12 protein-coding genes and 2 pseudogenes are annotated in these 15,684 nt (G+C 43.7%); 6 read left to right on the top strand and 8 right to left on the bottom strand.

The window, feature by feature from the left end:
• Positions 1-108 precede the first annotated feature (108 nt).
• A pseudogene (locus PATL_RS22810) lies at positions 109-294 on the top strand (group II intron reverse transcriptase/maturase); the annotation flags it as partial.
• Positions 295-386: 92 nt separating this feature from the next.
• Here PATL_RS22810 and PATL_RS09965 read toward each other — a convergent pair.
• From PATL_RS09965 to PATL_RS09955, 3 genes are all read right to left on the bottom strand, one after another.
• On the bottom strand, positions 387-890 hold the full coding sequence (locus tag PATL_RS09965) for a hypothetical protein (protein WP_041713655.1): 504 nt from the start codon (positions 888-890) through the stop codon (positions 387-389).
• A gap of 100 nt (positions 891-990) precedes the next feature.
• Complete coding sequence (locus PATL_RS09960) at positions 991-1,506, bottom strand: hypothetical protein (protein ID WP_041713653.1); 516 nt, start codon at positions 1,504-1,506, stop codon at positions 991-993.
• Between the two features lie 97 nt (positions 1,507-1,603).
• Positions 1,604-1,948 (bottom strand): hypothetical protein, encoded by a 345-nt coding sequence (locus PATL_RS09955; protein ID WP_041713651.1) that lies wholly within the window; start codon positions 1,946-1,948, stop codon positions 1,604-1,606.
• A gap of 339 nt (positions 1,949-2,287) precedes the next feature.
• Here PATL_RS09955 and PATL_RS09950 point away from each other — a divergent pair, with 339 nt between their 5' ends.
• Positions 2,288-3,244, top strand: a complete 957-nt coding sequence (locus PATL_RS09950) for an IS110-like element IS492 family transposase (RefSeq protein WP_011573729.1) — start codon at positions 2,288-2,290, stop codon at positions 3,242-3,244.
• 22 nt (positions 3,245-3,266) lie between these two features.
• On the opposite strand, the gene PATL_RS09945 is transcribed toward PATL_RS09950, so the two are convergent.
• Positions 3,267-3,785 (bottom strand): hypothetical protein, encoded by a 519-nt coding sequence (locus PATL_RS09945; RefSeq protein ID WP_041713649.1) that lies wholly within the window; start codon positions 3,783-3,785, stop codon positions 3,267-3,269.
• A 166-nt stretch (positions 3,786-3,951) separates the two neighbouring features.
• Between PATL_RS09945 and PATL_RS09940 the strand changes: the two are divergent.
• Together PATL_RS09940 and PATL_RS09935 are read left to right on the top strand one after the other, a co-directional pair.
• Positions 3,952-4,524: pseudogene (locus PATL_RS09940) on the top strand (IS4-like element ISPat1 family transposase); the annotation flags it as partial.
• Positions 4,525-4,614: 90 nt separating this feature from the next.
• Complete coding sequence (locus tag PATL_RS09935) at positions 4,615-5,598, top strand: hypothetical protein (protein WP_011574762.1); 984 nt, start codon at positions 4,615-4,617, stop codon at positions 5,596-5,598.
• A gap of 131 nt (positions 5,599-5,729) precedes the next feature.
• On the opposite strand, the gene PATL_RS09930 is transcribed toward PATL_RS09935, so the two are convergent.
• Positions 5,730-6,182 (bottom strand): hypothetical protein, encoded by a 453-nt coding sequence (locus tag PATL_RS09930; protein WP_011574761.1) that lies wholly within the window; start codon positions 6,180-6,182, stop codon positions 5,730-5,732.
• 482 nt (positions 6,183-6,664) lie between these two features.
• On the opposite strand from PATL_RS09930, the gene PATL_RS09920 reads away from it, so the two are divergent.
• Positions 6,665-7,873, top strand: coding sequence for an IS4-like element ISPat1 family transposase (locus tag PATL_RS09920; RefSeq protein WP_041714381.1), 1,209 nt, complete (start codon positions 6,665-6,667; stop codon positions 7,871-7,873).
• Positions 7,874-7,988: 115 nt separating this feature from the next.
• Here PATL_RS09920 and PATL_RS09915 read toward each other — a convergent pair whose 3' ends face one another.
• Positions 7,989-8,408, bottom strand: a complete 420-nt coding sequence (locus PATL_RS09915) for a hypothetical protein (RefSeq protein ID WP_157043407.1) — start codon at positions 8,406-8,408, stop codon at positions 7,989-7,991.
• A 139-nt stretch (positions 8,409-8,547) separates the two neighbouring features.
• Here PATL_RS09915 and PATL_RS09910 point away from each other — a divergent pair, with 139 nt between their 5' ends.
• Positions 8,548-9,756, top strand: coding sequence for an IS4-like element ISPat1 family transposase (locus tag PATL_RS09910; RefSeq protein WP_041714380.1), 1,209 nt, complete (start codon positions 8,548-8,550; stop codon positions 9,754-9,756).
• 107 nt (positions 9,757-9,863) lie between these two features.
• On the opposite strand, the gene PATL_RS09905 is transcribed toward PATL_RS09910, so the two are convergent.
• Complete coding sequence (locus PATL_RS09905) at positions 9,864-10,397, bottom strand: hypothetical protein (RefSeq protein WP_011574756.1); 534 nt, start codon at positions 10,395-10,397, stop codon at positions 9,864-9,866.
• Positions 10,398-11,315: 918 nt separating this feature from the next.
• Complete coding sequence (locus PATL_RS09895) at positions 11,316-15,668, bottom strand: alpha-1,6-glucosidase domain-containing protein (protein WP_011574755.1); 4,353 nt, start codon at positions 15,666-15,668, stop codon at positions 11,316-11,318.
• Positions 15,669-15,684 lie beyond the last annotated feature (16 nt).

Raw genomic sequence — 15,684 nt, 5'->3', positions numbered from 1 at the left:
CCAACGTACTTTAACGCTTGTTGAAGGGTATTTTCCGTTCTAAACAGGAGAGTTTTTTATACGATTCTAAAGATGGCTGTCTTTGTTAGGATTTTTGTTAGGATTCTACGTACCAAAGTAAGGAATTTAATGAGATTGGGACGGTCCGACGCTCGGGTGCGAGTACAAGCAGCAGTTGCCTGTGGCATCACCAGCAAAGGACCATGGCGCAGTGCGAAATCCCCTGGGATCAATCAGGCTTTGTCACTTGATTACTTAAAATCCGTAGGGCTTTATTCATTACGTGATGGTTGAATTGCGCTTCACTATCCTAAGTGAAACGCCCTGTGCGGAGCCGCATGCAGTGTGTTGTGGGGGCTGGAGGTTAGAGACTTCCGGCTACCCGATTATGTCTCATTTTTGCAACGAGCTGCGTCACGGTATCTGCACTCTTTAGGTCCTGAGCCACTTATCTGACAACCTTCTCCACCAGTGAATCTTTGAAGATTAGTCATTTCTTGTTTGATAATTGAGCTGATGCTCTTTAAATACGTGTTTACATTAGAATCTAAAGTCTCATCAACTGTAATCCCATAGCTATCATGGTATTCGATTAATTCGCATATCTCTTGCGTGGGTATGGCGGTTAATTCTTGGACGTTAGGTCGTGTGATCATAAGAAGAAGAGCTGTCTGTGAAAATTTTTCATCAAACTGCCGCTTTACTTTAGTCGTAAAAACGCCTTGTTCCTCTAGTATCTTAATTATCTCAAAATCATTCTTAAGACCTGAAGTTATGGTTGATACATGTTCTTGTTTTGTATCTTCGGCTAGCAATAAAAGACTAGTAATCCATCCGCTAGAGAAGCCAACTAGGAGAACTAAAGCTAAAACCGATATCCTTTTAATCATGATTTTCCTTTGAGACATAACGCCCCAAGCAGCGGAAAGCGCGAACGTTTTGGCGCAGCCAGTGAGTGGTTTTCCGATGACTTGGTTTGTTAGGTATCTATTAATAAAACTGAAATTGTTTATTGTTTTTTAAGTTTGCAACATCCCAAAGATGTTCACCCAAATTATAAAGACCGCTTAAACCTCGCGATTCCGTATTACTCCCTGGAGTCCAAAAACAAGCCTTTAAATCGTTCATACCTCGATATGTTTTTATACACCATGTCGAGCCATCCAAACCATTGGCATTATCCATTGTGTTAAATGCTAAGGCCTCTTCGTACATAGCAACAATCTTATCGAAACTATCGCCTGTTAAATCTTTAATTTCCGTGACCTCGGTCATTACGCTTTTCTTATTATTCTCGTCATAAACGATGTTTAGGGTTTTAACTCTGAGGCTTTTACTTTCTTGAGATTCACAAAGTGAAAAAGTAACTTGTCCATGAAAGGAAGTAGAGATTTCAAGTGAAAATACATTGTCGTGACAAGAGCCAACCACCCTCATAGCGAATCCGTGGGTTGCAAAGCTGGATGTGAAAGCAATGAAACCAATAAAAAGTGCGAAAATTTTCAAACTGCCTCCTAGATGCCTAACGCTCAAAATATGGGGATTTTAGGAGCGCTTTTACAGCGAGTGAAATTCCCACCATGATGTTTTTGTTAGCCACGTTTTAAAAACAACGAGGTTGCCCTCTTATTAGCCACACTGCATTTAATAAATAGCCATAGCAAGGGATTGCGTGACAAGCGATTGCGGGCTGCATTTTAATTGATTCCAGTGATGGCCGAAAATAAAAACTATCACGATATTCAAATTTATTAGTGATAACTCGGTGGATAGATTGGATATATGCGCCCAAAAACATTGCAAATGTTTTAAATTGAAGGCTGACTAGAAATAAGAAAAGTTCTAAACCAACAGAATCTATAAACAAAGCCAACATAATAGTGTCTGGTCTTACTAGAAGTAATAGAACGACCATAACCGTTGCGATCTTAAAAACCTTGCCTGTCATATGATTTCCTTTAAGTGGCTAACGCCCTGTTAACAGGCAATAATAGAGTTGGCTAAAATAAGCGACGAAGGAGCAAAAGCCAACTGTATTTTGTCCTTGTTTAACAGCTTGTATGGATAATAACTCAGGTAAATCATCCTGATTTTAATCGGGGTGAGGTAAAGTGAGACCCAAGCTTTAGCAGCAACTAAAGCCTTCTTTTGTGGTAGTTCGATTGAGCGATGGCTCCTCAGTTGAGAGACCGATAACAAGAAAGAACACCACAAAGGACTCCAAGCAAAACACTCGAATAGTCTACTGGGTCTCAACCCGCATTATGCAAGCAAGAGTTAGCTTATTATGAATCCAAAAACAAATCAAAGCGTTAACGTCGGTGTCGATACGGGCAAGTTTCAATTGGATATTTATATCCGCCCTCACGATATTTATTTCACTGTTTCTAACGATGAAAAGGGTATCAAAGAAGCCATTAAAAAAATCCAACAGCATTCGCCTGGGCGTATCGTCATTGAAGCAACTGGCCGATTAGAAATGCCGTTTATTATCGCGTGTGCAAATGCTAATTTACCCTTCGTTGTCGCCAATCCCATTCACATTAAACGCTTTGCTGGGGCGATAGGTCAGCGAGCTAAAACAGACAAACTAGATGCTCAATTGATTGCTCATTATGGTGAAGCTATTCAGCCTAAGTTATCTCAACTAAAACCAGATACTATGCAGGCTATGAGTGATTTAGTTGCAAGGCGAAATCAATTGCTCGTCATGCAAACAATGGAAAAAAACCGCCTGCAAATTCTACCAAAAGAACTCGCCATGACCATCAAACCTATTCTCACTGCCTTTAAGAATCAGATAACCAAAATCGAGAATAAAATTGTCGCGCTCATTGAATCTTGTCCTGATTATCAAGCGAAGAATTGCATCTTACAGAGCATGAAAGGAATAGGAAAAATAGCCTCCGCTTCCATCATCAGTAACCTGCCAGAGTTAGGTTACATGACCAACAAACAAGCCTCTGCGTTAGTCGGTGTGGCTCCCATGAATCGAGAAAGTGGGCGCTATAAAGGGTTGCGGAAAATCCAAGGTGGCAGACATCAAGTCAGAACCGTTTTGTACATGGCGATGATGTCAGCGATACAAAGTAACCCCGTATTTAAGGAAACATATCAACGATTAGTCGCAGCAGGAAAGCCTAAGAAAGTGGCTATTATTGCGTGCATTAGAAAGATGGTTGTTATCTTAAATTCAATGCTCAGAGACGGGGTCATGTGGGAAGCGCCGAAGACTACAAATTAGCTATTGACGCCATAGTCTCTTGTTATGTACGTTTATTACTGGAAAGAACTTCAACTTTTTGGCTTACAAAGATGTATAAATTTGAAGCAAACGCTCCAACTAAAACCGCGACCAAAGCCATAGAATAAAACTCACCAGACCCCTCTTGAAGAGAGGTCTCTTTTACCTCATAACTTTTTGCGATATATGGAGTTAAAAGTGCTACAAAAACCTTACTTTTAATTCCTAACCATGAAAAAGAAGCCATTAACCCTGAGGCAAAAATGATTTTATAGTTTTTCTTGATAGATAACTCTGAAATAAGAATTCTAGTAGAAGCTGCAATTGTTCCAAAAACGAAAGGGACTGAAAGCAATAGAAATGCGTTAAGCATATCATTAATAGCTATAGCCACTTCTTTTTTAAGCGCAAAAATCTCCAAGTTCTCTCGGAAAATGAAGTAGAGTAAGAAACTCGTAATGTAAAAAATGAAGCCCCAAAAAATTAATAATTTATAACGTGAGAAAAGAGTCCTTTTTATAGGTACGAGTTCATTGGACATTTTACAACTTCCTTATTTTGAAATTACGACTTAGTACATAACGCCTTACTCTAACGAATCCCCTCATAATTATGAGCAGAAACAATAATATAGACACGCATAGCGCCATTTGATGTCTTTTATCAAGAAAGAGGATTTCGCCAAAAACCAACTAGATAACAACACCATGCGTGATATTCATATCTTACACGATTTGCTTAAAAAACAATGCCCTAATCTACATGCCAAACGTCTTTCCTCTTTGATGGTTGCCACCCAATCTTTGCTAGATGGCCAGCACCTATCGTTGACCGAATTAGGACGCAATATCTCAGGCTCCGTGGCCCCGAAACACAACATTAAACGCATCGACAGGCTGCTTGGTAATAACAACCTACATAATGAACGGCTCGACATCTATCGTTGGCACGCTCGCTTGCTTTGCGGTGCTAACCCCATGCCGGTTGTTCTTGTGGATTGGTCTGATGTGCGTGAGCAGCTCAGGCATTTAACCTTACGTGCATCGGTCAGTGTTCAGGGGCGCTCTGTCACGCTTTATGAGCGCGTATTTTCATTCGGTGAATACAATTCACCTGTTAGTCATAATCCGTTTTTACGGGAGTTGGCGAGTATCCTGCCGTCGGGTTGTTGCCCGTTGATTGTGACCGATGCAGGCTATCGTAACCCTTGGTTTCGTGAAGTCGAAAAGCATGGATGGTTCTGGCTAGGCCGAGTGCGCGGTGATGTGGGATTTAAGCGAAAAAAAAGAAAGACACCCATGATAAAAATGGTCAATTTTCAGGGCTGAACTAGACTTGATGTGTGTTTCATTCTGTCAGGTAGATGGATTATGCCTCAACCTCGAAAAAGCCAAATCAGTTTAGTCGATACCCCTTATTACCATTGTGTTTCCCGGTGTGTGCGGCGTTCTTTCTTGTGTGGAGTAGATAAATACTCTGGCCAGAGTTACGAGCATCGCCGTGGTTGGGTAGAAGAGCGTTTGTTGTTTTTATCTACGGTATATTCCATCGACATTTGCGCCTATGCGGTCATGAATAATCACACGCATGTGGTGCTATGTGTGGATAAAACAATGGCTGATAATTGGGATAGCGATGAAGTGTTGAGGCGTTATCACAAGCTACACAGAGGCACTTTGCTGACTCAGAAGTTTATGAATGGCGATACGCTGAGCCAAGGAGAGCTAATCACCTTTGATGAGACCGTTGAAACCTATCGGCAACGTTTGTATGACATAAGCTGGTTTATGCGTGACTTGAATGAATATATTGCTCGCGAAGCCAATAAAGAGGATGGCTGCACTGGTCGTTTCTGGGAAGGACGATTTAAATCACAAGCCCTATTAGATGAGAGTGCGGTCTTAGCGTGTATGGCCTATGTGGACTTGAATCCCATTCGTGCAAAAATGGCAAAAACACCCGAAACGTCAAAACACACCAGTATCAAAAAGCGCATTCACGCCATTAAAAACCAACAACCACAACCGAACGTGTTAATGCCGTTTGTAGGAAACCCTCGTGAAAATATACCTCGAGGTATCGCATATTCGCTCAAAGACTATTGTGAATTGGTAGACACGACAGGCCGATGCATTCGAGATGATAAGGCCGGTCATATTGATAACACTCACAGCCCTATTCTACAAAGATTGGGATTAGACTCTGCTCAGTGGTTAACATTAACCACGGAGTTCGAAAAACACTTCTGCTACGCAGCAGGTACGGAGCAAATGATGAATGCATTTAAACGCCATACCCATCATCAACGTCTGCGAGGAATGACCAAAGCGAGAGAGTTGTTAAGGCGGGCTTAAAACGACTGCAACTAATCAATTTCGAATATTACATACCCTGCAAACCCTGTAGCCGACTACTTTGCCTAAAAATTGACCTTGCGCGCCGCTTACTTACTCAACACTCAATATTCCAGGAAAATTCTCAATCACTAAACCCAAAAGTACTTTAATGCTTGTTGAGGGGTATTCCCCCCTCCTAAAAAGGGGATTTTAAAGATGGATGTCTTTGTAAGTGTTAAACTAAAGGGGACAGCAATTGTAAACAAGCACAACCCCGTGTACCAAAGACCAAGAAATACCGCAAAAAACCACTCCAAAGACGAACCAACAACTTGACCAGATTTTAGAATCATATTTTTTGAATTGGTTTTCGTGGGTGGCGTCCGAAACCACAACCAAACAATAAAGAAACTGCAAGCCCCAAAAAAAGTGAATCCTGCAATCATAGCAATTAGTATCAGTATTTTTGACTGGATATTTAAGTAATCAGAGATCAAACCAACGCTTAAACCAACGAGTAAAGAAATTATCGCAACTTTAAAAATGAATCCTCTATTCGAAGCAATCCATTCACTTTTTTTATACCAAAATGCTGGGGTCATGATTTATTCAGCTAACGCCCCAAGCAGGGGATTTTATGAGTGTTTTTCAGCGAGTAAAATTCCCGCTGACTTGGCTTGTTATAGGTCTTATACATTGACTATCAGCACACCTAAAATTGCTATTAATATACAACTTAAACCAATGCAGGTTATTGAGTATATTGGTTTAACCCAATTTACTGCCACATGATTATGTAAGTCCCGAAAAGCGAAACTGCCTTTAGCCAAAAGGTTAAGCGCACTGGTATTCGGCAGCTTAAAAACGAACACCAAGACCGTCGAAATCATGACGCAAGTAAAGCCAACAAATAACAACACCTGAGCAAATATTGGCATATCCAACCTTAAGACTTATAACGCCTCAATCTAACGAATCCCCTCATAATTATGAGCAGAAACAATAATATAGACACGCATAGCGCCATTTGATGTCTTTTATCAAGAAAGAGGATTTCGCCAAAAACCAACTAGATAACAACACCATGCGTGATATTCATATCTTACACGATTTGCTTAAAAAACAATGCCCTAATCTACATGCCAAACGTCTTTCCGCTTTGATGGTTGCCACCCAATCTTTGCTAGATGGCCAGCAACTATCGTTGACCGAATTAGGACGCAATATCTCAGGCTCCGTGGCCCCGAAACACAACATTAAACGCATCGACAGGCTGCTTGGTAATAACAACCTACATAATGAACGGCTCGACATCTACCGTTGGCACGCTCGCTTGCTTTGCGGTGCTAACCCCATGCCCGTTGTCCTTGTGGATTGGTCTGATGTGCGTGAGCAGCTCAGGCATTTAACCTTGCGTGCATCGGTCAGTGTTCAGGGGCGCTCTGTCACACTTTATGAGCGCGTATTTTCCTTTGGAGAATACAACTCTCCTGTCAGTCATAACCCCTTTTTACGGGAGTTAGCGAGTATCCTGCCGTTGGGTTGTTGCCCGTTGATTGTGACCGATGCAGGCTATCGTAACCCTTGGTTTCGTGAAGTCGAAAAGCATGGATGGTTCTGGCTAGGCCGAGTGCGCGGTGATGTGGGATTTAAGCGGGATGGGCAAGCATCATGGCAAAGTAATAAGTCGTTTTATCCCAGTGCAAATTCTCGCGCCAAATACCTTGGGTGTGGGCAATTAGGGCGTAAAAGCCCGCTTCATGCACACCTGCATTTGTACAAAGCAAAGGCCAAACATCGAAAGGACAACCGCTCTTCAAAGGCAGGTCGAAACCACACCGCCCAGCAAAGCTATCGTGCCGGTAGCAAAGAGCCTTGGCTACTCGCCACTAACCTTCCCGAGAACGATAAACTTAACTCAAAACAACTGGTTTCTCTTTACGCAAGACGGATGCAAATAGAAGAAACCTTCCGCGATATTAAAAGCCCTCAATACGGAATGGGACTGCGCCACAGCAACAGTCGCTGTACCAAACGATTCGACATATTACTGCTGATAGCGATGCTCGCAGAATGGCTATTACGGCTACTCGGTATCATCGCCGTGAAGCAAAACTGGGAAAGAGCATTTCAAGCTAACACCATCCGTCATCGGCGCGTGTTATCTATCATTAGGCTAGGTAGAGAAGTCAGGAAAAGGGCAAAAGATTACAGGATGAACTCAGCCCAAATGACATGGGCTATCGCCCAATATATTACCTGGGTTCACAAAGAAGGAAGACCAATTCTATGAGGGGATCCCCCAGCGCCGTTTTAAGCGGCTGATAATAGTTTGCTAAAATGTGTAGCGAAGCGGAACCGTGCAAACTGTTATCAGTCCGTCTTGAAAACCCTTGTTATGAGTAAAATTAACTCCAAGTCCCTCCACTTGCTTTTATCATTTTTTCAACTTCCATTTTCGGTAACTTGATATTTAAATCATTAATTTCAAAACTCAATAAATTATCTAATGAGCCAGTTGAAGTAGCACTGATTATATCTTTATACGGAATTTTTAGCGGCGTATGACCAATGCTAAATGGAAAGAAAAGTGAAAAGTATACATACTCATTATCTAAACCTAGCGTAACGCAATTACTATAAAAATATGTTCCCATTTTTACTGTTCGCATTCTAGTGGCAATGCCTCTATTTTTACCGGTGTAACCATAAGTATTTGCTAAGTAACGCCAACCACTAAAAATTGACATTAAATACATAGATGCACAAGCTATACATATAAAGAATATGGTTGATAAGAATGGGTACTGTGAGATTAACTCTTCCATGCATTTACTCATAACGCTTCAATCTAACGAATCCCCTCATAATTATGAGCAGAAACAATAATATAGACACGCATAGCGCCATTTGATGTCTTTTATCAAGAAAGAGGATTTCGCCAAAAACCAACTAGATAACAACACCATGCGTGATATTCATATCTTACACGATTTGCTTAAAAAACAATGCCCTAATCTACATGCCAAACGTCTTTCCTCTTTGATGGTTGCCACCCAATCTTTGCTAGATGGCCAGCACCTATCGTTGACCGAATTAGGACGCAATATCTCAGGCTCCGTGGCCCCGAAACACAACATTAAACGCATCGACAGGCTGCTTGGTAATAACAACCTACATAATGAACGGCTCGACATCTATCGTTGGCACGCTCGCTTGCTTTGCGGTGCTAACCCCATGCCCGTTGTCCTTGTGGATTGGTCTGATGTGCGTGAGCAGCTCAGGCATTTAACCTTACGTGCATCGGTCAGTGTTCAGGGGCGCTCTGTCACGCTTTATGAGCGCGTATTTTCGTTCGGTGAATACAATTCACCTGTTAGTCATAATCCGTTTTTACGGGAGTTGGCGAGTATCCTGCCGTCGGGTTGTTGCCCGTTGATTGTGACCGATGCAGGCTATCGTAACCCTTGGTTTCGTGAAGTCGAAAAGCATGGATGGTTCTGGCTAGGCCGAGTGCGCGGTGATGTGGGATTTAAGCGTGATGGGCAAGCATCATGGCAAAGTAATAAGTCGTTTTATCCCAGTGCAAATTCTCGCGCCAAATACCTTGGGTGTGGGCAATTAGGGCGTAAAAGCCCGCTTCATGCACACCTGCATTTGTACAAAGCAAAGGCCAAACATCGAAAGGACAACCGTTCTTCAAAGGCAGGTCGAAACCACACCGCCCAGCAAAGCTATCGTGCGGGTAGTAAAGAGCCTTGGCTACTCGCCACTAACCTTCCCGAGAACGATAAGCTTAACTCAAAACAGCTGGTTTCCCTTTACGCAAGACGGATGCAAATAGAAGAAACCTTCCGTGATATTAAAAGCCCTCAATACGGAATGGGACTGCGCCACAGCAACAGTCGCAGTACCAAACGATTCGACATATTACTGCTGATAGCGATGCTCGCAGAATGGCTATTGCGGTTACTCGGTATCATTGCTCAAAAACAAAATTGGGAAAGAGCATTTCAAGCTAACACCATCCGTCATCGGCGCGTGTTATCTATCATTAGGCTAGGCAGAGAAGTCAGGAAAAGGGCAAAAGATTACAGGATGAACTCAGCCCAAATGACATGGGCTATCGCCCAATATATTACCTGGGTTCACAAAGAAGGAAGACCAATTCTATGAGGGGATCCCCCAGCGCCCTGTTAATAGGCAAAAAATTGTTGGCTAAAATGTTGAGGAACGAAAACAGCCAACTGTTTTTTGTCCTTATTTATTAGCTTGTTAGGCATTCAAAACGCTAAAACCTTTGAAAAACTATACACCAATTTACCACCAACACTACAATGATTTTTGGATACAAATTGTGCCGTCCAACCTTTGCTACCACTTGAACCTAAACCAGAGGATAATAGCTTAGAATAAAGCTGCTCTAAATTAAGTGATTTAAACTCAGATAGATCTTCTTCAAGTTCAGATTGATTTCTCGAAGTTGGTATATTTACATTTGCATTGTAAATAGCGTCAATTGATTTTGGTTTATAAGTATCAAATTTGGACAACAAATCTTGGTTTTGTTTGATATATGAATCAAGCTTTTCCTTTTCTTCTGGCTCCAAATGAGAAACGAAAGCTGAGTCGCAACTTTCAGTTGAAAATGAACGCTTAAAAGAGTCGTTAATAAAACGAGAAGAAAATATTGCTGTTCTTGGTTTGTAACTTTGTGATGGAATATCAAATTCGTTTAGTTCTAGAATTCTATTTATTCTCCAAATTCCAGAACCGTAACTTCGAACCCAATCACCAATCTTTAATTCAGACTCCATACTATCCTTGATGCCTAACTTTTAAATAAGGGGCGCAGGCATGAGGGCTAAAATCCGAACGAAGTGAGCAGCCCACATGTTTGCGTCCCAGCCCGCGCAGCGGGCGAACTTAATTTTTTTGTTAGATACGTTTTTACTATGCAAAAGGAATTGAGGCAACAATACATGCGAAGCCAATTGCAAACATGACTCTTATATTTTGCTTGCATTGAATTAGTAGAGTTAGGGCTTCAGAATTTGTTTCGTTTACTAGAGTATTGGAATTTGAAAAAGCTCTATTCTGTATTGTGTAATAAAGGCTTAGTGTACTTCCGTTGTACTCGATTAGTTGTTTTAGTTTCGAAGCAATTAGTAAACCTCTACCACCAAGAAAGAAAAAATTAAGCATGCAAGCCAAAAATAGAAATAATGCCATGGATACCTGCGAGTATCTAACAATTTAATATAGCGCGATTTGCGCGTTTTTCTGCCGACGCATCGCTCACTTTTATACTTCCGCTATTAATACCAAACTAACTATCATATTGCTACATAAAGGAAAACTGGCGATCTAGATAAAATGATAAGAACAAAAACGAGCGACTGGGTCGTTTTCCTAAATATATGGGAAAGCTCTTTAACTTGTATATCCAAACAGGGGTTTTCGCCTAAATAATCAAAAATATTTTAGTCAGCTATTTTACTGAATGCAGAAGGTTAGAATCAGTCGAGGGACTCCTGATCGCTCATTGACGTCAGTCAACTTTTTTAGTGCCAACTTCCGCTTTACGTACTTTGCTGCCGTTGCTCTAATAAATACTGTTAATACCAACGCCATAGAACAATTATCACTCTGCCTAAAAACAAAAAACGCGATAATAAATATCGCGTTTTGAGTTTGCTAGTGCTTTATTGCATGGCTTGCATGCAGCAGTCAGCCTACAACTGCGTCACCGTGACTGTTGGCGCAGAAGGGTCAGGCCCGACAACGCTAAAACGATAAGTTGCCGTTGTTGGTATATCAATCATTAAATTAGCACCGGCGTAAGTCAATTGCTTAGCCTGGCCAACAATGACTTGGGTGTCATCCCCTACACCACCCAAATCTATCGTTGACCAATCGCCCGTGGCAATTTTGAATTCGTAACTGCCGGCGTCAATGGCAATATCAACGGTGTAGCTACCGTCAGCGTTAAATACCAGTGCATCAACTTCACCCCAGCCGTTCATTCCCCCGCGAATAAAGACCGTGTTTTCACCAAACATCTCGGCGTCAAATATGCTGAGCGTCGGTGCGGCTTTATCACTGGCATCAAATACAAAGGTGTATTGACCATCATAGTCGAAGGTCACCGTCATGTTTGAGCCGCCTGGCGCGAGCGCCTTGCCTTGGCCTACCGTCACATTCACATCAGCATCTGCTGAGCCGAAGTCCACCGTTGACCAGTCTGCAGAAGCCACTTTAAACTCGTACGAACCTGCTGTTACTTCGATGGTTCTGCTGTATTGACCGCCAATCGCATAGTCCATCGGGTCATCTTCACCCCAGCCATTGAGTGAGCCGCGCACAAACACGGTCGTGCCAAAAAACGGCTCTTCGTTATCCACCGTTAATACCGGTGCTGATTTATCACTGGCATCTAAGGTAAATTTAAGCACGCGAGCTTGGCTTAGGGATAACTGTAAATTTGTGCCGCCAGCGGTTAAGGTTTTATCAGCACCAAGCACCACAGATTCATCGCCGTTATCGGAACCAAAATCCACGGTAGACCAATCAGCTGAAGCCACTTTGAACTCATAATCACCAGGCTCAATGGATATTACTGCGGCGTAAACACCATCGCCTTGATAAACCATTTCATCTACTTCACCCCAGCCATTCATCGCACCGCGCACAAACACAGATGTGCTGCCATACGGGACAACATCTGGTGCACCTGATGTCGCATAAGCCGATAAGCCCACACCTTGTGCGCCCATTTGTGGTTTAACGAATACGGCTGTGGTCAATGCAGGTACCGTGAACATGCCTTTGCCTTCGTTATCCCCTTCACCTTGGGCAAAGCTTGCACCTCGTACTTGGCTATCAACTGAGTTCATTAACACTGAATGTAACTCGAAACCCTGTGCGGTTGGCACGCCATGGGTTTGCTGTTCGCTGCTACTGTTGACGATCACCACTAACGCATCAGCCATTGGGTCAATGTCAGCTCGTTGTGTTTGGTTTTCACCTGCCTCGGCATTGTCAGCCGCTATGCCATCATCAATGCTCATCACAATCAAACCTTGGGTTTGACGGGCGCCGATGTTATGAAAGCCAATACGGTCGATAATATCGTCAGCGGTGGTTAAGCGGAATAACGCTGATGAACTACGTATTTTAAGCAACTCATTAAACACATTAGATGCAAACTCAATTTCGGTCATGCTGGCGGCGCGCTCAGGGCTGTAGATGAAATTAGCCATTTCTGCCCAGCGACCTTCGTTATCTTGAGCTAACGGTAGCCCCACCAGCCAGTTATTACTGTTCATAGTGAAATCTACATAGTTAAACCAATCGCCGGCATCATAGGTGTTGCGATCCATCGATTTAGAGCGCAAGAAATCACCGCCTAATTGAAAGAACGGAATACCTTGAGACATCAAAGGAAGGGTCGCCGCAATATTCTGCGCCCGTACCCGCTCGGCCAAGGTCATATCGTTGGGTAAGGTGTACTGCAATTGATCCCACAAGGTTTCATTATCATGCTTTGACACATAGTTGATGATGTCAGCTGGGTCAGTTGCGTAGCCACCTATATTACTGGTGGCTGACGCTGCGCCTTTGTAATCTTCCAAAATATAGTCAGTTAACGTACCTGCTAGGCTCATTTTAACGTTATCTTGGGCGGCTAATGCGCTATCGCTTGGCTCGGTACTGAATATTTGGCCTTGGCGCACAGCTTCGCGAATGCGGTCGTTGTAGGTGCCAATTTGTGTGCCTGCCATATTAATCTGCGTAGCTTGCTCGTAGCCTCGGTCTTCTTTTATCCAACCTTCACCATAGAAATAGTTGTCTTCATCCACCGCTTTAACAGCGGATTCTAAGCGCAGCATGGTGTCTTTGGTGGCTTGACTCATAATGTCAAAACGGAATGAGTCGAACTTGTACTGCGTGGCCCACATCACCAACGAGTCTTGCATGAACTTTTCCATCATGCGATTGCGTGGCTCGGTGTCGTCACAGCACGTTTCGCGCACGATACCACCGGTAATGGTGTCATATCTGTGATAATAGCCCGGCACGACTTTATCCAATACCGACTTGCCATTTAAGCCAGACGCATTGGTATGGTTGTACACCACATCTAGCGCTACTCGCATGCCCATTTCATGTAATGATTGATTCATCGCACGCATCTCTTTTATGCGTGTTACACCATCCGCGTCAGTGGCATAGCTCCCTTCTGGCACGTTGAAGTGATAAGGATCGTAGCCCCAGTTAAACCTATCATCGCCGCGCATTTGCTCGGTGAGAGCTTGGGCTTTTTGTGGCTCAGCGATAGCGTCATAACTATCAAACACAGATTGCAGAGTCGCGTCTGCGTTTTCTTCATCGCACACGGCCGCTTGGCGATTTAGGCGGCATAAATCCGCTACAGTACTGGTCAAGTCAACACTTTGGCTTTCATCTTCTTCAACCGTCGCCATATCGTTTGCTGGCAACACATGAAAATGAGTCAAACCGTTTTCAACTAATTTCGCTAAATGCTGATTGGGCACACTGCCCTGTTCGGTGAACGCCAAATATTTACCGCGATGTTGTGCACTGGTGCTTTCATCACGCACACTGAAATCCCGAATATGACCTTCGTAGATCACGGCATCTTCAGGGTTGGAGATGGTAGGGATCTCGTGGGTTTCCCACCCCTCAGGCTTGAGGTCTTCGTCATTTAAATTTACAAACTGCGAGAAGCGGCTATTGGTGGATAAGCTCAACGAATAAGGGTCCGTTGTGAGCATGGTTTCAAGCAACATAGTCACTGGATGATAGGCTGTTACTTCGAAACGATACAATTGACGGTCAAGCTCTGCACCGCCCTCATAGCGCCATATGCCACTATTGCTATCAAGCGCCATGGGGTAGCTGGCCGTTTCTGCTTTTGCATCATTAAACAGTTTCAAACTCACTGACTGAGCAGTCGGAGCCCATAGGTTAACTTGAATCCCCCCGTCGCTGTAAACCGCCCCCAAGCGGGCTTCATCAGCATCATTTTCGCCCTGGGTGTACAGCGCATCTATGGCGTTAGCTAACTGAATTTGGGTCGCGCCATTAAGCACGCCTTCGGCATCATACGAGGCCAATAACGCTTGGGTTTTAACCACCTCTTTTGCCTCATCCGTGCTCCAGTCGCCTGCAAATGCCTGCATATTGGCCAAATGAGGTACGCGGGCTTTTTGCGCGTCGGTGAGCTCGATTTCTTCAAGCTCGATTGCCGTGCCGCTTAGACCTGTGTCCACGTCAACGCTTAAGTCTGCATTGGCTGAATAATGTAATTTCACTTGGCTAACAGCGGTAGGGTCTATATCCCACAGTAACGTGTTGCCATCTATCCAATGGGCAGCCGCACCATCAATTTTCACCGGTTGAGGCCCTAACGACACAATCGGGAATTCGAAAATAGAAGCCACGTCAGTGAAGGTAAAGTTCATTCTGGCAAACTCGGGATCGTCTTGTGATAAAGGCATTGTAAAGTCACCGCCACCAAGCTCTTTGCCAGCGTCATCAGTGCCTACGTGAATAATGAAATTACCGCACGCACCCAGTGTGCCAGCGTAATCCGGTTTTAATTCAAGGACCCAGTACGCACCATAATTGGGGTCGATGCCTGTGTGTTCGCGGCCATTCGCCCAATCGGTGTCAGCATCGGCGTAGGCGTCACACGTATCGTTATTCCAAGTATGTAAACGATAGCCAGTGTAGGTTTCATCATTTTGGCTGTTGTCAGCGCCTTTAGCGGCTAAGTTAAAATACAATACGGCTTGGTCCATCGCGGGGCTTGCCATAGGTGCAGGTGCTGCAGGGTCAGCCCCTACCACGCAATACTCGTTTAAGGCGTCAGGCACGGTTGGTGGCGCACAGCTAATCGGCTCTGGGGCCACGCAACTGGTGCCAGCGGCATCGGGCACATTAGGGATGCTACAGGTTAATAATGTGGTGCCGGGCTCGGAGCCTGAACCACCGCAGCCATTGAGGCTAAGTAAACTAATTGAAATTGCCAACAAAGGCAGACTATTGGTGCGAGTAAACATACGTTTATACTCCATA

Source organism: Paraglaciecola sp. T6c (assembly GCF_000014225.1).
Classification (GTDB): Bacteria; Pseudomonadota; Gammaproteobacteria; order Enterobacterales; family Alteromonadaceae; genus Paraglaciecola; species Paraglaciecola atlantica_A.
Note: the sequence above shows the minus strand (reverse complement) of the source record. Positions and strands in the feature narration are given on the sequence as shown.